This window comes from Dokdonella sp., assembly GCF_017744955.1.
Taxonomy (GTDB): Bacteria; Pseudomonadota; Gammaproteobacteria; order Xanthomonadales; family Rhodanobacteraceae; genus Dokdonella_A.
Window position 1 is genome coordinate 13,256 of record NZ_JAGIAG010000005.1, and the last position, 21,915, is coordinate 35,170.

A 21,915-nucleotide genomic window follows, 5' to 3' on the forward strand; every position below is an offset into this window, starting at 1 on the left:
CGTTTTCCGCTCACCGCTCACCGCTCACGGCTCACTCCTCGCCCGTGTGCAGTTTCTTCATCGCGTCGTTGAAATCCCCGTTCACGGCCAGCGGCAGCACGTCCAACGCACGCGCGATGGCGACGAGCATCGCTTCCTCGTCGGCCGCGGACGGCCGTCCCAGCACCCAGCCGTGCACGCGATCGCGGTGGCCGGGGTGGCCGATGCCGATGCGCAGACGATGGAACTTGCCGTGGCCGACGTGCGCGAACAGGTCGCGCAGACCGTTCTGACCGCCGTGGCCGCCGTCGAATTTCAGCCGCGCCGTACCGGCCGGCAGATCGAGGTCGTCGTGCACGACCAGCATCTCTTCCGGCGCGATCTTCCAGTAGCGCAGCGCGGCTCCGACCGAGGCACCGCTCGCGTTCATATAGGTGATCGGCTTCAGCAGCCAGAGCGGCGTGCCGGCCAGCGACACCTTCGCCGTTTCGCCGCGCAGCTTCGATTCGATGCCGAAACGCGCGCCCTCGCGCTGCGCCAGGGCGTCGACGAACCAGAACCCGGCGTTGTGCCGCGTTCGCAGATGTTCGGCGCCGGGATTGCCGAGGCCGACGATGAGACGAAGACCCGCCATTGCGATGAGGACGCTCGCTGGTGAGATCGGCCGCTGCACGGCCTCGTGGAAGCGGCCCGAAAAACGTTTTCGGATCGGAACGCGCCGCAACTCGAACACGTGCGCGACGTCGCGAATGTGGTGCGGCTCGGTCGCCATCCGTGATCGCGAGCCGCATCGGAATGCACGGCTTTGCGAACCGTCGGTAGCGAGAAAGCCAGCGGAGCCGGGCTCCGCTGGCTTTCACGAGCGGCCCGCGCCGACGACGTACGCGTCGGCGCGCGACCTCTTGCCGGGCGACTCTTACTTCTTCTCGTCCTTCTTCGCCGCAGCCGGAGCGGCGGCTTCGCCTTCGGCCGCTTCCGGAGCCGCTTCGGCTTCCTCGCGGACTTCCTTGGCGACGACGACGGCGTGGTCGTGCTCCTTGCCCAGACGCAGTTCCGGAATCTCCACGCCCTTCGGCAGCTTGATCTCGGACAGGTGCATGATGTCGCCGACGTTCAGCGCGCCCAGGTCGACCTCGACGTACTCCGGCAGGTCCTTTGGCAGGCAGGAGACTTCGATCTCGTTGAGTTCGTGTGTGATGACCACGCCCGAGGTCTTGCCGGCCGGCGAGCCTTCCTGGTTCAGGAAGTGCAGCGGCACGCGCACGCGGATCGCTTCGTTCTCGTTGATGCGCTGGAAGTCCAGGTGCAGCACGAGCTGCTTGAACGGATGACGCTGCATGTCGCGCAGCAGCACCTTCTGCACGTCGCCGTTGAGGCTGAGGTCGAGGATCGAGGAATAGAACCACTCGTTCTGGCTGGCGTGCCAGACGTCCTTCTGCAGGAGCTGGATGCTGACCGGCTGCAGCTCGCCGCCGTAGACGATCGCCGGAACGAAGCCGTCGCGACGAAGGCGGCGGCTCGCACCCTTGCCCTGGTCGTCGCGCTTCTGCACGTTGATTTGATGTGTCGTTGCCATTTTCTTGTTGCCTTTACTGCGGTTGAGCCGCCTCGCGGCGGCGATGCAACTCCCCCGCGACCAGGGGAGCTGTTTTGTGAGCGGTCAGCGGTGAGCGGTGAGCGGGGAAAGCGCATGGCTCTTTCCGCTCACGGCTCGGCCGCTGACCGCTCACTAATCCACGTACAGCGAACTCACCGACTCGCCGTAGGCGATGCGGCGGATCGTCTCCGCCAGCAGCTCCGCCACCGACAACTGGCGGATACGGCCGCAGGCCTTGGCCGCGTCCGTCAACGGAATCGTGTCGGTGACGACCAGCTCGTCCAATGCCGAGCCGCTGATGTTCTGGATCGCCGGTCCCGACAGCACCGGATGGGTGCAGTAGGCGACGACCTTGCGCGCGCCGCGCTTCTTCAGCGCCACCGCCGCCGCGCACAGCGTGCCGGCGGTGTCGACGATGTCGTCGACCAGCACGCACACCTTGTCCTCGACCTCGCCGATGATGTTCATCACCGTCGCCTCGTTCGCGCGCGGGCGGCGCTTGTCGATGATCGCGAGGTCGGCGTCGTCGAGGCGCTTGGCGATCGCGCGCGCGCGCACCACGCCGCCGACGTCCGGCGACACGACGATCAGGTTGTCCTTCGCGTAGTAGCGCCAGATGTCGGCCAGCAGCACCGGCGAGGCGTACACGTTGTCGAGCGGGATGTCGAAGAAGCCCTGGATCTGGTCGGCGTGCAGATCGACCGTCAGCACGCGATCGGTGCCGACCACGCCGATCATCTCGGCGGCGACCTTGGCCGTGATCGGCACGCGCGCCGAACGCGGGCGGCGATCCTGGCGTGCGTAGCCGAAGTACGGCATCACCGCCGTCACGCTGGCGGCCGAGGCGCGCTTGAGCGCGTCGATCAGGGCCAGCATGTCCATGAAATTGTCCGCCGTCGGCGCGCAGGTCGGCTGCACGACGAAGACTTCCTGGCGGCGCACGTTCTCTTCGATCTCGACCTGCACCTCGCCGTCGCTGAAGCGACCGACCAGGGCCTTGCCGAGCGGCACGTTCAACTCCGCGCAGATCGCCGAAGCGAGCGGGCGGTTCGCGTTGCCGGTGAAGACCAGGATGCCGGGGCTGTTCACGTTGGTGTCCACGCTGCAAAACTCCGATACGCAAACCGTTCGGCGCCGGAAGAGCCCTACGCCGAGCAGGAACCTCGTAAACCTGACGTCTCGTCGCCCCCGAAGGAACGGGCACGACGAAGTCTTCTGGCTGGGGCGGCAGGATTCGAACCTGCGAATGCCGGGATCAAAACCCGGTGCCTTACCGCTTGGCGACGCCCCAGTGTCTGAGCGAAGCGGGCTCCTGCCCGCTCGACTCGCCGCATCCTGCGGCTCGGCCTTCGGCCCGGCTCCGCCACTCGCGCCCGCTCCTGCAGGCCAAGGCATGAAAACGGTCGCGGCAGCACCGCGCCTCTCAGGCCGCCTCGGGGCGGCCTTCGATCCATGCCGCGATGCTCCGCACCGCAAAACTCCAGTCCATCAACCCGCTTCGGTCCGCCGCTCGTCGATCCGCTCGAGCAACGGCGAAACCGCCACGCCGCGTGCGGCGTAACCGCGCATTCCCGGCGGACAACTCTCCACGATCTTCATTGCCGTTTCACGCGTGTCGACGGCCGCGAAAATGCAGCCGCCGGAGCCGCTGAGCCGCGCCTCGCCGTGACGGCCGAGCCAATCCAGCGCCTGCGCCACCGCGGGAAAACGTTCGCGCACGACCGGCTCGAACACATTGCTCGTCCGGACGCCCGCAAGGAAGAGCGGAATTGTCAGCTGCGGCGCAGCACGTGTCAATTCCGGGGCCGCGAAGAGCGCCGCCGTCGGCACCACGGCGCCGGGGTCGACCACGGCGTACCAGCGCTCCGGCAGGGCCAGCGCGGACAACCGCTCGCCGACGCCTTCGGCCCAGGCACTGCGGCCGCGGACGAACACCGGCACGTCGGCGCCGAGGCGCAGGCCGAGCGCGGCCAGCCGGTCCTCGTCCAGCCCGGCGCGCCAGAGCGCGTTCAGGGCGACCAGCGCCGTGGCGGCGTCGGAACTGCCGCCGCCGAGACCGCCGCCGAGCGGGATGCGCTTGTCGATCGCGATGTCCGCGCCGAGGCGGACGCCGGCTGCCTCCTGCAGCATCCTCGCCGCCCGCACGGCGAGGTCGTCGTCCGCCGCGACGCCCGGCAAGGGGTCGATGCGGCGGATGACGCCGTCCTCGCGCAGCCGCAGGCGCACCGTGTCGCCCCAATCGAGCAGCTGGAACGCGGTCTGCAGCAGGTGATAGCCGTCGGCGCGCCGGCCGACGATGTGCAGGAACAGATTCAGCTTCGCCGGTGCCGGCCAGTCGCTCCAGGCGACGGCGTCGGCCGTCACGGCGAGTTCCACTCGCGGATCGCCAGACGCACCTTGTACTCGCCCTTGGCCGCGAACACCTTGCTCGGCAGCGGCGGATCGCGCGTGGTGTCGTAGTCGAGATACTCGACTTTCCAGCCGGCCTCGTCGATCTCGGCCGGCAGGCCGTCGGCGCGGAACGCGATCCCCGCGTCCGGCGCGGCGCGCAGGCCGCGCGCCCAGCGCGTCAGCTCGGCCACCGGCACGTGCCAGCCGAGTTCGCGTTCGAGCAGGCTCTGCGCATCGCCGGCTTCGACCGGCTGCTCGCGCAGGCCTTGCAGCGTCGCGTGCCCGGCGTCGCCGGACAGGGTCCAGGTCTTGCCGGTGACCGGCGCGTGCACGCTGAACCGGAAAGCGTCGGCGCGCTGGGTCCATTCGAGCGAGCCGCTGCCGCTGTCGCGACCGTCGGAAACGCCGAGGCGGCCGCGCAGGCTCCAGCCGGTCTCGGCGCCGAGCGTCTGCTCGCGTGCGGCCTGGCGCGCGAGCAGCTCGGCGTCGGCCGGCCGCGCAGACGGCTTCACCCGCGGCCCGACGCAGGCGGCCAGCGCGAACGGCAACGCGAACGCGGCGAGGACGCGCAACGCACGGCTCATGGGTTCAGCCGCTTGATCGTTTCGAGCAGCACCTTGTTCTTCGGATCCTTCTTGCGCCCTTCTTCCCAGATCCGGCGTGCCTCGTCGCGCTCGCCCTTGACCCACAGCACCTCGCCCAGATGCGCGGCGATGTCGGGCTCGGTCTGCTTTTCGTAGGCGCGGCGCAGCTGCTTCAGCGAAGCGTCGAGATCACCCAGGCGATAGTGCAGCCAGCCGAGGCTGTCGATGATGGCCGGCTCGTTCGGCTTCAACTCGATCGCGCGGCGGATCAACTCGCGCGCCTCGGCGAGCTTGGGATCGCCGCGCGAGCTGCTGTCGACCAGGGTGTAGCCGAGCGCGTTCATCGCCTCGGCGTCGTCGGGTTTGAGTTCGACCACGCGGCGCAGATCGCGCTCGGCGGCGTCCGCATCGCCTTGATCCACTTCGAGCAGCGCGCGCGCGTAGAGCAGGCGCGTATCGTCCGGCAGCACGCCGAGCGCGCGGCCGTAGACCGCGAGCGCGTCGCGCGGTCGCTGCCTGCGCACCTGCAGTTCCGCTTCGAGCAGGTAGGCGCTGCCGAGCTGCTCGATGTCCTCGCCCGTCTGCGCCTGCAGCTGGTGCAGGAAATCCACCGCCTCGGCGTTGCGGCCGAGCTGATCGAGCAGCACCGCCTGGCGCATCTGCGCATCGAACCAGTGCTCGTCGCCGTCGCCGATCTCGCGATACCAGTTCAGCGCCTCCTCGCTCCTGTCGAGCAGTTCGCCGACCTGGCCGAGCAGATACAGGCGCTTGCCGGACCGCTCGCCCTTGTCGGCCTGCATCTCGCGGTAGAGCCGGACCAGCGCGGCCTTGTCCTCGCCGCGCGCGGCGTACGCGGCCCGCGCGGCGTAGGTGACGTCGTCCTGCGGACCGCGCTCGAGCGCGCGTGCCGCGGCCGCGTTGTCGCCGCTGTCGGCGAGCAGGGCCGCGTAGCCGCCACGCAGGCGCAGGCTGTCCGGATCGCGCTTCAGCGCCGCGGCGTACTGGCCCTGCGCGGCCGCCTTGTCGCCGCGGTCGAGCGCGAGGCGCGCGCTCCAGGCGTAGCCCTCGGCACCGTGGAACTTCGCCACCGCGCGATCGACCAGCCGCTGCGCCAGCGCCTTGTCGCCGAGCTTGAACGCGAGCTGGCTCATCGCGACCCAGTTGGTCTCCTTCGCCGCCAGGTGTTCCGGCGTCGCCAGGCGTTCGAGCAATTGCGTGGCGACCGCCTTGTCCGGCGCGTTCAACAGCACCTGCGCGACCAGGCGCCAACCCTGCTCGTCGGCACGCGCGGCCAGCGCGGAGAGATCGGCGTAGGCGTCGTCGATGCGCTGCTCGCCGAGGGCCAGCACCGCGCGCGCCTGCACGATGCCGGATTCCTTCGGTGCGAGCTGCTGCCAGCGCGTGAGCGCACGGCGCGCGAGCGGCCATTGCTTGACGCTGAGCGCGAGCCGCGTCGCCTCCTCGGCGACGGCGGGATCGGCGGACAGCTCCGCCGCCTCGGCATAACCCTGCGCCGCGGCGGCGAGATCGTCGTTCTGCAGGGCGAACTGCGCCGCCAGCAGCTTCAGCATCAGATCGTTTTCGGGTGCGACCGCGACCGCGGCCGGCTTCGCCTCGACGCCGGCCATCCGCGTCTTCGGCGGCAACGGCGCGCATGCCGACGTGGCGATCGCCAAGACGGCACAGACGACACCGAGTCGGAGGGAAATTCGAGCGCGCTGCGGCATTCCGTCGTGCATGCAAAGCCTTGTCTTGCTTGATATCGCGGGGTCGCACCCGCACAATTCGCGACGCTTGGCAGCAGACGCTGCGCCGGCGCTCGACGCCGGTCGCGAGCTAGCTTAGCCCATCCCGTCCTCGCCGATTCCCTCTTCGAGATCCGCCGCGCCGCACTTTCATCGCTCGATATGGCACTGGTCGCCCTCGGACTCAATCATTTGACTGCACCGGTCGCCCTGCGCGAGCGCGCCGCGTTCCCGCCGGAAGCGACCGCGCCGGCGCTGGTCGGGCTGCTGGCCGAACCAGGCGTGCGCGAGGCCGCGATCCTGTCGACCTGCAATCGCACCGAGCTGTACTGCACCGTCGAGGCCGGCGCCGAAGGCGTTCCGGCGGCCTGGTTGCAACGGCACCAGGACCTGACCCGCGCGCGCATCGACGAGTTCCTCTACCGCCACCAGGACGCCGACGCCGTGCGGCATCTGTTCCGCGTCGCCACCGGCCTCGAGTCGATGGTGCTCGGCGAGCCGCAGATCCTCGGCCAGGTCAAGGACGCCTACGCGTTCGCACGCGACGCCAACGCGCTGAAGGCACCGCTGGAGCGCCTGTTCCAGAACACCTTCGCGGTGGCCAAGCGCGTGCGCACCGACACGCGCATCGGCGCGAACTCGGTCTCGGTCGCGTTCACCGCGGTGCGCCTGGCCGAGCGCGTGTTCGCCGACCTGCGCGAGGCCTGCGTGCTGCTGATCGGCGCCGGCGAGACGATCGAGCTCGCCGCGCGCCATCTGACCGAGGCGAAGGTGCGCCGGCTGATCGTCGCCAACCGCACGCTCGACCACGCGCAGACGCTGGCGACGCGCTTCGGCGGCTACGCGATCGCATTGGCGGACCTCGGCAAGCACCTGGCCGAAGCCGACATCGTGATCGCCTCGACCGCCAGCCGCGAACCGGTGCTGCATCGCGACCAGGTCGCCGCCGCGATCGCCGCGCGCCGGCGCCGGCCGATGTTCCTGGTCGACATCGCCGTGCCGCGCGACATCGACCCGGCCACGGCCGAGATCGAGGACGTCTATCTCTACACCATCGACGACCTGCGCCAGGTCATCGACGACAACCTGCGTTCGCGCCGCGAAGCCGCGCGCGAGGCCGAGGCGATGATCGAGCTTTCGGTCGAGCACTTCATGGGCTGGTGGCGCGCGCTCGACGCGCACAATCCGCTGGTCGACCTGCGCCGCGTCGCCGAGGCCAGCCGCGACGAGACGCTGGCCAAGGCGCAGGCCCTGCTCGCGCGCGGCCGCTCGCCGGAGGAGGCGCTCGCCTTCCTCGCCAACACGCTGACCAACAAGCTGCTGCACGCGCCGAGCGCGAACCTGCGTGCCGCCGCGCTGCGCGGTGACGAGGAACTGCTGCGCGCGGCGGAGCGGTTGTTCGACACCGAACCGGTCGGCGGCGACGAACGCGAACGTTAGCGACGCTTTCTCTCTCGCTATCCGCCGTCGTTCCGGCAAGCGCCGGAACCCAATTTCTCGCAACGACCGCGCGACGGACCCGACCTTCCGGGATGACGTCAGGCCCCGCTCTCTCAAATCCCAGGTTTCGACTCCCCATGCAACCCACGATCCGCCGCAAGCTCGAACAACTGGCCGAGCGCCACGAAGAACTCGAGCACCTGCTCGCCAGCGCCGAGGTGCTCGCCGACGCCAAGCGCCTGCGCGAGGTCTCGCGCGAGCACGCGCAGCTGACGCCACTGGCGGAAGGCCTGCGCGCCTACGACGAAGCCGGCAGCGCGCTGGAGTCGGCGCAGGCGATGCTGCGCGATCCGGAACTGAAGGATCTGGCGGTCGAGGAAGTCGCCTCCCTCGAAGCCGAACGCGGCCGGCTCGAAGACGAACTCAATCGCCTGCTGATCCCGAAGGATCCGCGCGACGAAGGTAATCTGTTCCTCGAAATCCGCGCCGGCACCGGCGGCGACGAGGCGGCGATCTTCGCCGGCGACCTGATGCGCATGTACCTGCGCTACGCCGAGCGGCGCCGCTTCCGCGTCGAGATCCTGTCCGAGAGCGTCGGCGAGCACGGCGGCTACAAGGAAGTCATCGCGCGCGTCGAAGGCCAGGGCGCGTATTCGCGCCTGAAGTACGAATCGGGCACGCATCGCGTGCAGCGCGTGCCGGAGACCGAAGCGCAGGGCCGCATCCACACCTCGGCCGCGACCGTGGCGATCCTGCCGGAGCTGGACGAGGTCGACGAGATCGAGATCAAGGACGCCGACCTCAAGGTCGACACCTTCCGCGCCTCGGGCGCCGGCGGCCAGCACGTCAACAAGACCGACTCGGCGATCCGCATCACCCATCTGCCGAGCGGCATCGTGGTCGAATGCCAGGACGAGCGCAGCCAGCACAAGAATCGCGCGCGCGCGCTGTCGCTGCTGAAGGCGCGGCTGCTCGACGACGCGCAGGCCAAGCAGGCTGCCGAGCAGGCGCAGTCGCGCAAGCTCCAGGTCGGCTCCGGCGACCGCAGCCAGCGCATCCGCACCTACAACTTCCCGCAGGGCCGCGTCACCGACCACCGCATCAACCTGACGCTGTACCGCCTGCCGGAAATCGTCGCCGGCGATATCGATGAACTGGTCGACACGCTGACGCGCGAGGACCAGGCGGATCAGTTGCAGCGGTTGACGGCCTCCGGGTAACCGTTCAGGGCGTGCGGCCGGCGACGGCGGTTTCGAACTTCAACGCGGAATCGAAGGCGGGCGTCGTATCGTCGGCGGCGGCGGCGATGCGCGAGGCGTTTGCGGCCGACTCTCCGGGACGCTCCCAGTCGCACTTCGGCGGTCGGATGCCGGCTCCGTGCAAGCTGAAGCAGACCGGCACCAGCGCGGTGCTGGCCAGCGGACGGCCGCCGACCACTTCAGGCGCGAACGTCCACCGCTTCACGGCCGCGATCGCGGCGTCGACCAGCGCCTTGTCCGCTTGCGGAGCCTTTTCGTAGAGCGCCGACTCCACCACCTGCCCGTTTTCGTCGTAGTGCACCTGGAGCAGAACCAGTCCTTGCCGGCGCGCGCTCACCGATGCGGCGGGATATCTCGGCGGCACCATCTTGCCGTAGCCGCCGCCGGTAGCGGCGCGAATCACGTGCAAGGCCGATCGCTCGTCGTCGATCGGCGTCGCCTGCAACGCGACGTACAGCCGCGACTCCGTCGCGGCCGCCTGGCCGTTGATCGTGCCGGGCTTGAAGCGCCAGGTGCGGATTTCGCGCTCCAACCGATCCTTGAGGTCCGGCACCAGTTTGCCTTCGCTGTCCAGGCGCGTGACGCGCCCGTCCGCATCGACGGTGATGTTCCAGGAGAAGTTCAGGATCTTCGGGGCTTGGGCGGCGTGAAGGAAAGCCGTGCCGAAAATGGCAGCGGTGGCGAGTGCACCGGCGAGGAGCTTCTTCATAGGGGCCTGCGTCCTTCTTTCGAGATCTGCGTGGACCATCGTTCGCCATCGGCCTGCGCGCACGACGACACGAACGACGGCGATCGAGGTGGGTCGACGATCAGAGCGTCCGACCGACGACGTCGGTCAACAATCTCGCCGCAGGGTCGACCGCGACGAACTGGCCGCTCTCGACAGGCGAATGCTTCTGCGGCGACTTCCACGCGCAGCCGTCTTCCATGCCGGCAGGCTGCCGGAAGGAGTTCCTCCACATCGAAACGCACAAGGGAACCACGACTTCCGCCGCAAGCGGCTTCCCGCCGATGCGTTCCGGCTCGAACGTCCATTCCTTCACGGCGGCTTCGAAGTTCTTGCGCACGCCGGAAGGAACCTCGGGCGTGCCGGCTTCCGGCGCGATCGACACGACCTTGCCGTCCGCCGCGTACGCCACGCGCATGACGTACAGATAGCTGCCCTCGCGCACGTCGCGGGAAGGGAGGCGCGGCGACACCATCTTCTGCGGCCGCCCGCCCGTCTGCGCGTCCTCGATGCGGATCGCATAGCCGTCGCCGCCGATCGGCTCCATCACGATCGACAAGCTCAAGCTCGTCTCGGTCGGCTGCGGCTGACCGGAGAGTTTGCCCGGCTCGAACGCCCAGCCGCGTATCGCGCGCTCGAGCGGTTCGGCCAGGACCGGCTTGAGCTCGCTGGTCTGCTTCAACGCGAGGACATGCCCCTGCGCGTCGAGCGATACCGCCCATTCGCCTCCGGTCCGGATCGGCTTGTCGGCGCCCTTCTCGGCCTTGACCACGCTGAACATCGACAAGGCCGCAAGCGCCACCACGAGTCGCTTCATCTCCGTTCCCCCGCGTCTGCTTCGACGATCGAGAAATCCAACGCCCCTGCCGCCTCAGTATCGACCTGCCGCAGCGGCCGCGCAACGCTTCGCCGTGGCGGAATTCCGTCATGTCGGTTAGCGTTCCGGGATGACCGAATCCCCTTCCGCCCCACTGCCGCAGAGCGCGCTGCACACCGTCGCCGAACTGCTCGAGCGCGGACGCTTCGCCGAAGCCGAAGCGCACGCGAACGAACTGCGCCGCCGCTTTCCCGACGACGCGGAAGCCGCGCGCCTGCACGCGATCGCCCTGCTGCAGCTCGGCCGCCTCGGCGATGCGCGCGCCGCGTTGAGCGAAGCGCGGCGATCGGCGCCGCGCTCGATCGAAGTACTGTGCAATCTCGGCAGCGTGCTGCTGGCCGAGGGCGACGCCGCGGCGGCGGTCGCGACGCTCGAACAGGCCTGTGCCCTGGCGCCGACGCATCCGGCGGTACTGAACGGACTCGGCAATGCGCGGCGCGCGGCGGGCGACCTCGCCGGCGCGCGCGAGGCGTATCGCGCCGGCACGCGCGCGATGCCGGAGTACGTCGGCGCCTGGTTCAATCTCGCCGCGACCGAGCTGGCACTCGGCGAGATCGAGCAGGCCGAGCGCGACGCACGCCATGCGCTCGGCCTGGCGCCGGGTCATCCGGAAGGTCTGCTCCTGCTCGGCCACGTGTTCGGCGCGCAGCGGCGTTACGCCGACGCGGAGGCCGCCTACGCGGCCGGTGCGCGTTCGGCGCCGCGCGACGCGCGCTTTCCGTATCAGGCGGGCCTGATGGCCGAGGAGCAGAAGAAGTTCGCCGAGTCGGCCGATGCGCATGCGCGCGCACTGGCGCTGGATCCGAACCTGCACCACGCGCTGGGCCAGCTCGTCTACTTGCGCCGGCAACTGTGCGACTGGCGCGACCTCGAGGCGCTGTCGGCGAACTTGCGCGCGCGCGTCGACGCCGGCGCGACCGGTATCGCGCCGTTCGGTTTCCTGTCCGAACCGGCCGACGCCGCCGAACAATTGCGCTGCGCGCGCAACGCGGCACGCGACGTCGAGAGAAGTGCGGCGCCGCTGCGCGCACGGCTCGCGTTCGCGCACCCGCCGCGCGCGCCGGAAGCGCCGTTGCGCGTCGGCTTCGTTTCCAACGGCTTCGGCAACCATCCGACCGGCCTTTTGACCGTCGCGATGTTCGAGGCCTTGCGCGCGCACCAGCCGGACTTGCACGTCGAGCTGTTCGCGACCAGCGCCGACGACGGCAGCGCGATCCGCCGGCGCCTGCACGCGGCGACGCACGCGCTGCACGAGTGCGCGAACGTGCCCGCGGTCGCATTGGCGCAACGCATCCATGCGCGCGACGTCGAGATCCTCGTCGACCTGCGCGGCTGGGGCGGCGGCAACGTCGCCGATGCGCTGGCGCTGCGGCCGGCGCCGTTGCAGGTCGGTTGGCTGGCCTATCCGGGCACCTCCGGCGCGCCGTGGATCGACTACGCGATCGCCGATCCGGTCGTGCTGCCGCCGTCGCTGTGCGCGCAGTTCTCCGAATCGATCGCCTGGCTGCCGCGCTGCTTCCAGCCGTCCGATCCGACGCGCCTCGTCGGCGAACCACCCTCGCGTACGGAGTGCGGATTGCCGGAACGCGGCGTCGTCTACGTCTGCTTCAACAACAGCTACAAGATCAACCCGGTGGACTTCGAACGCATGCTCGCCGTGCTGCGCGCGGTACCGGACTCCGTGCTGTGGCTGCTGTCCGGGCCGGAGCGCGCCGACGACCGCCTGCGCGCCGAGGCGCAGCGGCGTGGGGTCGACGCCGCGCGGCTGGTGTTCATGCCCAAGCTCCCGCATGCGGAGTATCTGGCGCGCTACCGCCACGCCGACCTGTTCCTCGACACCGCGCCGTACGGCGCGCACACGACCGCCTCGGACGCGATCTGGGCGGGCTGCCCGGTGCTGACCGTTCCCGGCGCGACTTTCGCCGCGCGCGTTGCGGCGAGTCTGAACCATCACCTGCGACTGCCGCAGCTGAATGCGGTCGACGATGCGACCTACGTCGAGACCGCCATTCGCCTCGGCCGCGATGCCGACGCGCGCGCGGCTCTGCGCGCCGAACTGGCCGAGCGACGTGGCGACAGCGGCCTGTTCGACATGACCGCGTTCGCTGCCGACTTCGCTGCCGTGCTGCGTGAGATCTCGCGCCGTTGGCGCGCGGGTCTGCCGGTCGCAGCGATCGCGGGTTGAGGAGGATTTGGACGCGGATCGACGCGGAGGAACGCGGATAGAGCGCCTGAAAATATCTGTCGGTTTCGATGTCCCGCCTGTTTTTCCCGTCTTGATCGGCGCTTATCCGCGTCGATCCGCGTCCCGCTTCCGGCTTTGCACCCCGCCCCCGCGACGCGCTACGCTCGGCGCATGACCGCGCAAGCCGAATTCGTCCCGCTCAACCTCTGCGTGCTGACCGTCTCGGACACGCGCAGCGCCGCCGAAGACACCTCAGGCGATTACCTCGTCCTCTCGCTCGGCCAAGCCGGGCACCGGTTGATCGAACGGCGCATCGCCAAGGACGATCGCTACCTCGTACGCGCGATCGTCGCCGGCTGGATCGCCGATGAGAACGTGCACGGCGTGCTCGTCAGCGGCGGCACCGGCTTCACCGGCCGCGATTCGACGCCGGAGGCGATCCTCCCCCTGCTCGACAAGGAAATGCCCGGCTTCGGCGAGACCTTCCGCCTGCTCAGCTACGAGGAGATCGGCACCTCGACGATGCAGTCGCGCGCGTTCGCCGGGCTCTCCAACCGCACGTTCGTGTTCTGTCTGCCGGGTTCGACGTCGGCCTGCCGCACGGCCTGGGAAAAACTCATCCGCGCGCAGCTCGACGCGAGAACCAAGCCGTGCAATCTGGCCGGACTGATTCCGCGCCTGCGGGAAACCTGATCGACGACTTCGACACGCATCGAGGAGAACGCGACGTGGAAAAGCAGAGCAAGAAGGACAAGAAGAAGAAATACGCGCGCGAACTGGAAGATCTGCAGCAGCAACTCGTCGAACTGCAGCGCTCGATCATCGCGACCGGCAAGCGCGTCGCGGTGATCTTCGAAGGCCGCGACGCCGCCGGCAAGGGCGGCGTGATCAAGGCGATCGACGAGCGGCTGAACACGCGCTACACGCACGTCGTGGCGCTGCCGAAACCGAGCGAACGCGAAGCGACGCAGTGGTATTTCCAGCGCTACGTCGAACATCTGCCGGCCGCCGGCGAACTCGTGCTGTTCGATCGCAGCTGGTACAACCGCGCCGGCGTCGAGCACGTCATGGGCTTCTGCAGCGAGGCGCAGTACCGGCGCTTCATGGCCGACTGCCCGACGTTCGAGAAACTCCTCACCGACGACGGCTTGATCCTGCTGAAGTACTGGCTGGCGGTCGATCAGGAGCAGCAGGAGGAGCGCTTCGGCGAGCGCGCCGCCGACCCGCTCAAGCGCTGGAAGATCTCTCCGATCGACATCAAGGCGCGCGAGCAGTACGCCGAGTACGGCAAGGCGCGCGACGCGATGCTGAAGGCGACGCACAGCGAGCGGGCGCCGTGGTTCGTGGTCGATTTCAACGACCAGAAGCGCGGCCGCCTGAACCTGATCGCGCACCTGCTCTCGCAGCTGCCCGAGCGCGCGCCGCCGGACAAGCCGCTGAAGCTGCCCAAGCTGAAGGGCAAGCCGGGCCGCGAGCGGCTGGCCGACTCGCATTTCTGGATCCCCGAAGCGTTTTGATTCGATTGCAGATTCGTGACGGGATGCCCGCTCGGCGGGCGTGCTTTTCACACCCCGTACACCGGACGCGGCGGATGCTCCCTGGCGTCGGCGGGGTTGCCCGCGGGGGCACCGCCACCTCCGACGTTCAGGGACGTAACGAACAAGGGTGTCGTCGGCAATCCGCGACGGCGCAGGGGCATTGCGTTCGCTCGCGAGGGGGTCAGCGTGGAATCCGGCTGCGCTAAGTCATGAATCCTTGGCTGCCGCTGTGGATGCTGCTGGCGAACCTGACCGTACTGCTGCTCGGCTGGCTGGTGCAGCGCCGGACGCACAATGCCGGAATCGCCGATCTGCTGTGGGCGTGCTGCATCTGCGTCAGCGCGCTGCTGTACGGCATCGTGGCGCACGGCTCCCAGACCGCGCAGATGCTGGTCGCGGTGATGGGCGGCCTGTGGGGATTCCGGCTCATCATGCATCTGCTGCACCGCGTGCTGGTCGAGCGCGAGGACGCACGCTACCGCTACCTGCGTGAAACCCGGCCGAATCCCGATCTGCGCTTCCTCGCCCTGTTCCTGCGCCGCGGCGTGTCGGCGACGCTGTACTCGCTGCCGCTCTACGTCGCCGCCAGCAACCCGCTGGCCGGCTCGGAAATCTGGACCTGGCTGGCCGCGATCGTCTACCTGATCGGGCTGTCCGGCGAAGCCTACGCCGACATGCAGCTGTCGACCTTCCGCACCAATCCGCGCCACCTCGGCCACACCTACCGCCGCGGCCTGTGGCGCTACTCGCGCCATCCGAATTATTTCTTCAGCGCTGTGCACTGGTGCAGCTATGCGCTGCTCGCGGTCGGCATGCCGTGGCCGCAATGGTCGCTGACCCTGCTCGGCCCGCTGCTGACGATGCTCGGTTGGATCATCTGGATCCCCGCGGCGGAAGCGCAGGCGATCCGCACGCGCGGCGACGACTATCGCCACTACCGCGCCGCGACGCCGATGCTGCTGCCGTGGTTTCCGCGCGGCTGGCCGAACGACCAGCCGGACACCTCTTCCTGGCAGACGCCGCTGCCGCCTTCGCGCCGCGTGCGCACGGCGACGCCGGTACCGCCGGAGGCCTACGTGCGGCGCGAAGCCAGGCCACCGATCGGCGACCCGGCCTCACCGGACGTCTAGCGAACGCCTACGGGCGGCGCTCGAGTTCCGGGCTTTCCTTGCTCACCGGCATCAGGTCGCTCTTCGACACGCCGAGCCAGTACAGGATCGGGTTGGCGAAGAAGATCGACGACAGCGTGCCGATCACGATACCGATCAACATGGTGAGGCCGAAGCCCTCGACCGCCGGACCACCGACGAAGTACAGCGCGAACATCGACAGCGAGGTCGTGACCGAGGTCATGATCGTGCGCGACAGTGTCTGGTTGATCGACTTGTTGAGGATCGAGTACGAATCGGCCTTGCGCGTCAGGCGGAACAGCTCGCGCACACGGTCGAACACGACGACCTTGTCGTTGATCGAGTAGCCGATCACCGCGAGCAAGGCGGCGAGCACGGTCAGATCGAAGTCGATGTGGGTCAGCGAGAAGAAGCCGAGCGTCAGGATCGTGTCGTGGATTTCGCTGGCGATCGCCGCGATCGCGAAGCGCTTCTCGAAGCGGATGCCGATGTAGATCATGATGCCGATCATGACGAACACGGCGGCGACGATGCCGTCGTTGCGCAGGTCCGCGCCGACCGAGGAACCTACCAGATCCGGCGGGCGCTTCAGCGAAGCGTCCGCACGCTGCTTGGTCAGCGCGGCAATGACGTCGGCGCCGACACGCGAGGCGTCCTTCTGGTCCTCGCGCGGCTGCAGGCGGATCGACACCTCGCGCGTGCTGCCGGCGCTCTGCACCTGGGCGCCGTGGAAGCCGCCGGCGTCGAGCGCCGCGCGCACCTGGTCGACTTCGACCGGCTGCTCGTACTTCGCCTCGACCAGGACGCCACCGGTGAAGTCGAGCGCGTAGTTGAGGCCGCGCGTGGCGAGCAGGGCGAGCGAGGCGATCATCAGCACGATGGAGATCGCGATGCTGATCTTGCGCCAGCCGAGGAAGTCGATGTTGCTGTTGGGATTGAAAAGTTCCATTACGCCGCTCCCGCGCTGGAGTAGCCGCTGCCGATCGACAAGCCTTTCAGCTTGCGGCCGCCGTGCACGAAGTTGGTGATCGCATGCGTGACCGTGACCGAGGTGAACATCGAGGTCAGGATGCCGATGAACAGTGTCACACCGAAGCCCCGGATCGCGCCGGAGCCGAGCGTCATCAGCGCCAGCGCGGCGAGCAGGTGGGTCACGTTGGCGTCGAGAATGGTCGCCCAGGCCTTGTCGTAGCCGGCGCGGATCGACGCCAGCGGCGTCGAGCCGTTGCGCAGTTCCTCGCGGACGCGTTCGCAGATCAGCACGTTCGCGTCGATGGCCATGCCTAGCGTCAGCACGATGCCGGCGATGCCCGGCATGGTCAGCGTGACGCCGATCGCGCTCATCACCGCGAGCAGCAGCACCAGGTTGAAGAACAGCGCGACGTCGGCGATCAGGCCGAACACCCAGTAGTAGAACGCCATGAAGATGAGCACGGCGGTGAGGCCGAGCAGCACCGCGTAGACGCCCTTCTTGATGTTGTCGGCGCCGAGGCTCGGGCCGATCACGCGCTCCTCGACGATGTCGACCGGCGCGGCGAGCGAACCGGAGCGCAGCATCAGCGCGAGGTCGGAGGCGACCTTGCCGCTTTCCAGGCCGGTGGTGGAGAACTGGTTGGAGAACACGCCGCGGATGTTGGCGACGCTGATGACTTCCTCGGTGATCTTCGTGCTGCGCACTTCCTTGCCGTCGACGATCTTCGTCTCCGGCGTGCGCTCGATGTAGACCACCGCCATCGGCTTGCCGACGTTCTGCGAGGTGAATTCGAGCATCTTCTTGCCGCCGACCGCGTTCAACCGCACTGACACCGCGGGCGTGCCGCTCTGCGGATCGGGCGCGCTGGAGGCGTCGACCATCTCGTCGCCGCTGACGATGATCTTCTTCTTCAGCAGGATCGGCTGCTTCTGGCCGCCCGGGCCGAGTTCGCGGCGGTAGTAGAGCTTGTCGTCGGGCGGCACGATGCCGCCGTTGGCCGCATCCAGCGCGTTCGCGTTCTCGTCGACGGCGTGGTACTCGAGCGTCGCGGTCGCGCCGAGGATCTTCTTCGCCTCGGCGGTGTCCTGCACGCCGGGCAGCTCGACCGCGATGCGCGACTCGCCCTGCTGCTGGATCAGCGGCTCGGCCACGCCGAGCGCGTTGATGCGGTTGCTCAAGGTGGCCTGGTTCTGGCGGATCGTGTTCAGCGCGATCTCGCGCATCTTTTCCGGCTTCAGGCTGCCGTTCAGCGTGTAGGCCTCGCCGACCTGCGCGCCGTTGGCGATGGTCAGGTCCGGCACGCCGATGCGGATCGCGTTCAGCGCCGCGTCGCGGTCTTCCGCGCTGCGCAGCTGCACGACCAGGCCCTGCGGGCCGCGGCCGACCGACTGGTAGCGGATGTTCTTGTCGCGCAGCGTCGTGCGGATGTCGTCGGCGTAGCGCTGCAGCTGCTTCTCCAGCACTTCCTTGTCGTCGACTTCCATCAGGAAGTGCACGCCGCCCTGCAGGTCCAGGCCCTTGGGCATTTCGCGCGCGCCGATCGCGCGCATCCAGCGCGGCACGGTCGAAGCCAGGTTCGGTGCCACCGTGTACTGGTCACCGAGCGACTGCTTCAGGTCCTCGACCGCCTTGGTCTGGTCGTCGGCGGCACCGACCGGCAGGCGCACCAGCAGGTGCGTGTCGCTGAGGTCGATCGACTGGAAGCCGATCTTCTGCTTCTCCAGCTCGCCCTGCACCTTCTCCTTCAGCGCCGCGTCGACGGTCGCGCCACGGTTGGCGACGATCTGCACGGCCGGTTGCTGCACGAACAGGTTCGGCACGCCGTACAGCACGCCGAGCAAGAGCACGACGACGACGAGCACGGATTTCCAGCGGGGAAAATCGTTCATCTTGGATTCCAGGCAGCCACGTCCCCGGCCACTGCGGGCCGGGCTACGCATCCCAAACGGAAAATTACGCGGACTTCAGCGTGCCTTTCGGCAACACGGCGGAAATCGCCTGCTTCTGCAGCTTGACCACCACGTTCGGGGCGACCTCGAGCGTGACGAACTGCTCGGCGATGTCCTCGATGCGGCCGAGCAGACCGCCGTTGGTCAGCACCTCGTCGCCCTTGGCCAGGGCGCCGATCATCGCGCGCTGTTCCTTGGCGCGCTTCATTTGCGGACGGATCAGCATGAAGTAGAACACGCCGAACAAGATCAGCAGCGGCAGGAACGAGAGCAGCGGGTTGGGCGCGGGGCCCGGCGCGGCCGCCTGGGCGTAGGCGTTGGCGATGAAGAAGTCCATGATGTCTCCAGTGATTCCGCGGCGGGCACGAACGGCCGGCCGTTAGAAAAAGGTTTCGAAGTATGCCACAGGGCCGGCGGGCCGTGCCGTCCCCGTTCGGCGCGGGTCGAACGGCTATTCCGCCGCCGCGCGCCGTGCGTAGAAGTCCGCCACGAACGCCTCCAGCCGCGCCTCGGCGATGGCCTCGCGCAAGCCCTGCATCAGTTCCTGGTAGTAGTGCAGGTTGTGGATCGTGGCGAGCTGCGGGCCGAGCATCTCGCCGCAGCGGTCGAGATGGCGCAGGTAGGCGCGGCTGAAGCCGGAACGGCAGGTGTAGCAGGCGCAGGCCTCGTCGAGCGGGCGCGTGTCGCGCTCGTACTTCGCGTTGCGGATGCGCAAGGTACCGTGCTGCGTGAACAGGTGCGCGTTGCGCGCGTTGCGCGTCGGCATCACGCAGTCGAACATGTCCACGCCGCGGCGCACGGCCTCGACGATGTCCTCCGGCCGGCCGACGCCCATCAGATAGCGCGGCCGCTCCCGCGGCAGCAGCGGCTCCACCTTCTCCAGCGTCGCGTTGCGCTCCTGCTCCGGCTCGCCGACGGCGAGCCCGCCGATCGCGTAACCGTCGAAGCCGATGTCGATCAGCGCTTCCGCCGAGCGCTTGCGCAGATCCGCGTGGACGCCGCCCTGCACGATGCCGAACAGCGAATTCGGATTGCCGAGCTCGTCGAACGCGCGACGCGAGCGCAGCGCCCAGCGCAGGCTCAGTTCCATCGAGTCGCGCGCCTGCTTCTCGGTCGCCGGATACGGCGTGCATTCGTCGAAGATCATCGCGATGTCGGAATCGAGCGTGCGCTGGATCTGCATCGAGACTTCCGGCGACAGGAACACGCGCGAACCGTCGACCGGCGAGGCGAAGGTCACCCCCTCCTCGGTGATCTTGCGCTTGTGCGCCAGGCTGAACACCTGGAAGCCGCCGGAGTCGGTCAGGATCGGTCGCTGCCAGCCGATGAAGCGGTGCAGGCCCCCGAAATCGCCGATCACCTCCAGGCCGGGGCGCAGGAAGAGATGAAAGGTGTTGCCGAGAATGATCTCGGCGCCGATGTCGAGCAGGTTCTGCGGCGTCATCGCCTTGACCGAGCCGTAGGTGCCCACCGGCATGAAGGCGGGCGTCTCGATCGTGCCGCGCGGGAAGGCCAGGCGACCGCGGCGCGCGATGCCGTCGGTGGCGAGAAGGTCGAAGTGCATGAAGGGCTGGGATTGGAGATTGGGGATTCGGAAAAGCATGGCAAACCCGCCGGCTTTTTACGAATCTGCCCTTTCCGCTCCCTGATTCCCGCCCTTCGGCCACACCAGCATCGCATCGCCGTAGGAGAAGAATCGATAGCGCTGCTCGACCGCGTGCCGGTACGCCCCGAGCACGCGCTCGCGCCCGGCGAAGGCCGACACCAGCATCAGCAGAGTGGACTCGGGCAGGTGGAAGTTCGTCACCAGCGCGTCGACGCTGCGGATGCGATAACCGGGAAAGATGAAGATCTGCGTCTCGCCGGCGAACGGCGCGACTTCGCCGTGCTGCAGCGAGGATTCCAGCGCGCGCACCACGGTCGTGCCCACCGCGATGACGCGACCGCCGCGCGCGCGCGTACGGCGGATCTGCTCGACCAGGCCGGCGCCGACGTTGAGCCATTCGCGATGCATCGTGTGGTCTTCGAGCCGCTCGGCGCGCACCGGCTGGAACGTGCCGGCGCCGACGTGCAGCGTCACGTAGCCGAATTCGACGCCGCGCTCGCGCAAGGCGGCGAGCAATGCCTCGTCGAAATGCAGGCCCGCGGTCGGCGCCGCGACCGCGCCGGCCTCGCGCGCGTAGACGGTCTGGTAGCGCTCGTCGTCGGCGCGTTCGGCGTCGCGTTCGATGTACGGCGGCAGCGGCATGCGGCCGAGCCGCGACAGCAGCTTCTCCAGCGGCTCGGCGCTCTCGAAGCGGAGCAGGAAGAACTCGCCGTCGCGGCCGAGCACCGTCGCCACGCTGCCGTCGGCGAGCACGATGCGTCCACCGGCCTTCGGCTTCTTGCTGACGCCGAGCTGCGCGCGCGCCTCGTGCGCGCCGGTCACCCGCTCGATCAGGATCTCGACCGCGCCGCCGCTTTCCTTGCGCCCGAACAGGCGCGCCGGCAGCACGCGCGTATCGTTGAACACGAGCAGGTCGCCCGCGCGCAGGAGTTCCGGCAGTTCGGCGAAACGGCGATCCTCGAGACGCGCGGCGTCGGCGTCGACGACCAGCAGGCGGCTGGCCGAGCGCGCGGCCAGCGGGGCCTGGGCGATCAGCTCGGGGGGCAGGTCGAAGTGGAAGTCGGATTTTTTCAAAGCCGGGAATTGGGGATTTGGGGGCTGCAAATGATAGAGCGCTCGATACTTGCAGCGCGAAAGCTCGCAAGCAGCCGTCCATGGAGTGTCGCCGTTCGCCATCCCTGGCTCACCTGTAGCGCACCGCACGCGATGCTCGAAGGCATCGCGTAAGCGCGGTGCGCTACAACCAGCCCTTCTGCCGCGCCAACCGATACGCCTCGATGCGGTTGCCGACGCCGAGCTTGCCGATCGCCTCGGACAGGTAGTTGCGCACCGTCCCCTGTGACAGATTCAGGCGCTCGGCGATGTCGCCCGCCGTCAGTCCTTCGCCGGCGAAGCGCAGCACCTGGCGTTCGCGGTCGTTCAGAGGATCGGCTTCGGACCAGGCTTCCAGCGCCAATTGCGGGTCGATCGCACGGCCGCCGCGATGCACCTTGCGCAGCGCGTCGGCGAGCTGCTCGGCCGGCGCGTCCTTGAGCAGATAGCCGCCGACGCCGGCGTCGAGCGCGCGGCGCAGGAAGCCGGCACGCGCGAAGGTGGTCACGATGACGACCTTGCAGGCCAGCTCATGGCGCTGCACGCGCTGCGCCAGTTCGAGTCCGGTCAGCCCCGGCATCTCGATGTCGGTCACCAGCAGGTCCGGCTTCAGCGACTGCAACAGGCGCCAGGCTTCCTCGCCGTCGGCGGCGGTGCCGACCACGTCGAGGTCGGATTCGAGACCGAGCAGCGCGGACAGCGCGCCGCGCACCATCGCCTGGTCTTCGGCCAAGAGAACGCGAATCACGACAGCTCCACTCCGACAGCGCCCGCGGCGGGCATGGCCGACTGTAGCAGGACATTCGGACCGCTTCGGCGCCGCCGTCGCAAGGAGCCGTCGCC

The 21,915-nt window shown here is 68.7% G+C and carries 20 protein-coding genes and 1 tRNA gene; 6 read left to right on the plus strand and 15 right to left on the minus strand.

Translation table 11 applies throughout. The features are described from left to right. Positions 1 to 31: 31 nt before the first annotated feature. From pth to J7520_RS12115, 7 genes are all read right to left on the minus strand, one after another. Positions 32 to 613, minus strand: a complete 582-nt coding sequence (gene pth, locus J7520_RS12085; protein ID WP_291188582.1) for an aminoacyl-tRNA hydrolase — start codon at positions 611 to 613, stop codon at positions 32 to 34. A 282-nt stretch (positions 614 to 895) separates the two neighbouring features. After that, positions 896 to 1,555, minus strand: coding sequence for a 50S ribosomal protein L25/general stress protein Ctc (locus J7520_RS12090; RefSeq protein ID WP_291188584.1), 660 nt, complete (start codon positions 1,553 to 1,555; stop codon positions 896 to 898). 153 nt (positions 1,556 to 1,708) lie between these two features. Then, positions 1,709 to 2,677: a ribose-phosphate diphosphokinase gene (locus J7520_RS12095; protein WP_291188586.1), complete on the minus strand. Its 969-nt coding sequence runs from the start codon at positions 2,675 to 2,677 to the stop codon at positions 1,709 to 1,711. A gap of 115 nt (positions 2,678 to 2,792) precedes the next feature. Then, positions 2,793 to 2,867 (minus strand) — tRNA-Gln (locus J7520_RS12100). A 197-nt stretch (positions 2,868 to 3,064) separates the two neighbouring features. After that, positions 3,065 to 3,940, minus strand: a complete 876-nt coding sequence (gene ispE / locus J7520_RS12105) for a 4-(cytidine 5'-diphospho)-2-C-methyl-D-erythritol kinase (RefSeq protein ID WP_291188587.1) — start codon at positions 3,938 to 3,940, stop codon at positions 3,065 to 3,067. Continuing rightward, positions 3,937 to 4,551 carry a lipoprotein insertase outer membrane protein LolB gene (gene lolB, locus J7520_RS12110; RefSeq protein WP_291188590.1) on the minus strand — a complete coding sequence of 205 codons (615 nt, stop codon included), beginning with the start codon at positions 4,549 to 4,551 and terminating at the stop codon, positions 3,937 to 3,939. Before lolB ends, ispE begins: the two co-directional genes overlap by 4 nt. Then, positions 4,548 to 6,179 (minus strand): tetratricopeptide repeat protein, encoded by a 1,632-nt coding sequence (locus J7520_RS12115; RefSeq protein ID WP_291188592.1) that lies wholly within the window; start codon positions 6,177 to 6,179, stop codon positions 4,548 to 4,550. The genes lolB and J7520_RS12115 overlap by 4 nt, the downstream gene beginning before the upstream one ends. A gap of 279 nt (positions 6,180 to 6,458) precedes the next feature. On the opposite strand from J7520_RS12115, the gene hemA reads away from it, so the two are divergent. Together hemA and prfA are read left to right on the plus strand one after the other, a co-directional pair. Continuing rightward, on the plus strand, positions 6,459 to 7,736 hold the full coding sequence (hemA, locus tag J7520_RS12120) for a glutamyl-tRNA reductase (protein WP_291188594.1): 1,278 nt from the start codon (positions 6,459 to 6,461) through the stop codon (positions 7,734 to 7,736). A gap of 137 nt (positions 7,737 to 7,873) precedes the next feature. Then, positions 7,874 to 8,956 carry a peptide chain release factor 1 gene (gene prfA, locus J7520_RS12125; RefSeq protein ID WP_291188596.1) on the plus strand — a complete coding sequence of 361 codons (1,083 nt, stop codon included), beginning with the start codon at positions 7,874 to 7,876 and terminating at the stop codon, positions 8,954 to 8,956. Positions 8,957 to 8,960: 4 nt separating this feature from the next. Here the strand turns inward: prfA and J7520_RS12130 are convergent, their stop codons facing one another. Together J7520_RS12130 and J7520_RS12135 are read right to left on the minus strand one after the other, a co-directional pair. Next, entirely contained in the window at positions 8,961 to 9,704 is a 744-nt protein-coding gene (locus J7520_RS12130; protein WP_291188598.1) for an energy transducer TonB, read from the minus strand. Positions 9,705 to 9,804: 100 nt separating this feature from the next. After that, positions 9,805 to 10,539, minus strand: coding sequence for a hypothetical protein (locus J7520_RS12135; RefSeq protein WP_291188600.1), 735 nt, complete (start codon positions 10,537 to 10,539; stop codon positions 9,805 to 9,807). Between the two features lie 130 nt (positions 10,540 to 10,669). Between J7520_RS12135 and J7520_RS12140 the strand changes: the two genes are divergently transcribed. The 4 genes from J7520_RS12140 (at position 10,670) to J7520_RS12155 (ending at position 15,452) form a co-directional block, all read left to right on the plus strand. Beyond that, positions 10,670 to 12,784 (plus strand): tetratricopeptide repeat protein, encoded by a 2,115-nt coding sequence (locus J7520_RS12140; RefSeq protein WP_291188602.1) that lies wholly within the window; start codon positions 10,670 to 10,672, stop codon positions 12,782 to 12,784. A gap of 171 nt (positions 12,785 to 12,955) precedes the next feature. Next, positions 12,956 to 13,477 (plus strand): molybdenum cofactor biosynthesis protein B, encoded by a 522-nt coding sequence (gene moaB / locus J7520_RS12145; RefSeq protein WP_291188604.1) that lies wholly within the window; start codon positions 12,956 to 12,958, stop codon positions 13,475 to 13,477. 35 nt (positions 13,478 to 13,512) lie between these two features. Further along, positions 13,513 to 14,301, plus strand: a complete 789-nt coding sequence (ppk2, locus tag J7520_RS12150; RefSeq protein WP_291188606.1) for a polyphosphate kinase 2 — start codon at positions 13,513 to 13,515, stop codon at positions 14,299 to 14,301. Between the two features lie 230 nt (positions 14,302 to 14,531). Beyond that, on the plus strand, positions 14,532 to 15,452 hold the full coding sequence (locus J7520_RS12155; RefSeq protein WP_291188608.1) for a DUF1295 domain-containing protein: 921 nt from the start codon (positions 14,532 to 14,534) through the stop codon (positions 15,450 to 15,452). 7 nt (positions 15,453 to 15,459) lie between these two features. On the opposite strand, the gene secF is transcribed toward J7520_RS12155, so the two are convergent. The 6 genes from secF to J7520_RS12185 form a co-directional block, all read right to left on the minus strand. Further along, positions 15,460 to 16,401, minus strand: a complete 942-nt coding sequence (gene secF, locus J7520_RS12160) for a protein translocase subunit SecF (RefSeq protein WP_291188610.1) — start codon at positions 16,399 to 16,401, stop codon at positions 15,460 to 15,462. Further along, positions 16,401 to 18,314, minus strand: a complete 1,914-nt coding sequence (gene secD, locus J7520_RS12165; protein WP_291188612.1) for a protein translocase subunit SecD — start codon at positions 18,312 to 18,314, stop codon at positions 16,401 to 16,403. Before secD ends, secF begins: the two co-directional genes overlap by 1 nt. A gap of 64 nt (positions 18,315 to 18,378) precedes the next feature. Then, positions 18,379 to 18,711, minus strand: a complete 333-nt coding sequence (yajC, locus tag J7520_RS12170) for a preprotein translocase subunit YajC (protein ID WP_291188614.1) — start codon at positions 18,709 to 18,711, stop codon at positions 18,379 to 18,381. Positions 18,712 to 18,825: 114 nt separating this feature from the next. Then, positions 18,826 to 19,938, minus strand: coding sequence for a tRNA guanosine(34) transglycosylase Tgt (gene tgt, locus J7520_RS12175; RefSeq protein ID WP_291188616.1), 1,113 nt, complete (start codon positions 19,936 to 19,938; stop codon positions 18,826 to 18,828). A 57-nt stretch (positions 19,939 to 19,995) separates the two neighbouring features. Beyond that, complete coding sequence (queA, locus tag J7520_RS12180; protein ID WP_291188618.1) at positions 19,996 to 21,054, minus strand: tRNA preQ1(34) S-adenosylmethionine ribosyltransferase-isomerase QueA; 1,059 nt, start codon at positions 21,052 to 21,054, stop codon at positions 19,996 to 19,998. Positions 21,055 to 21,217: 163 nt separating this feature from the next. Beyond that, a complete protein-coding gene (locus tag J7520_RS12185; RefSeq protein ID WP_291188620.1) occupies positions 21,218 to 21,820 on the minus strand; it encodes a response regulator transcription factor in 603 nt (200 codons plus the stop codon). Between the last annotated feature and the right edge of the window lie 95 nt (positions 21,821 to 21,915).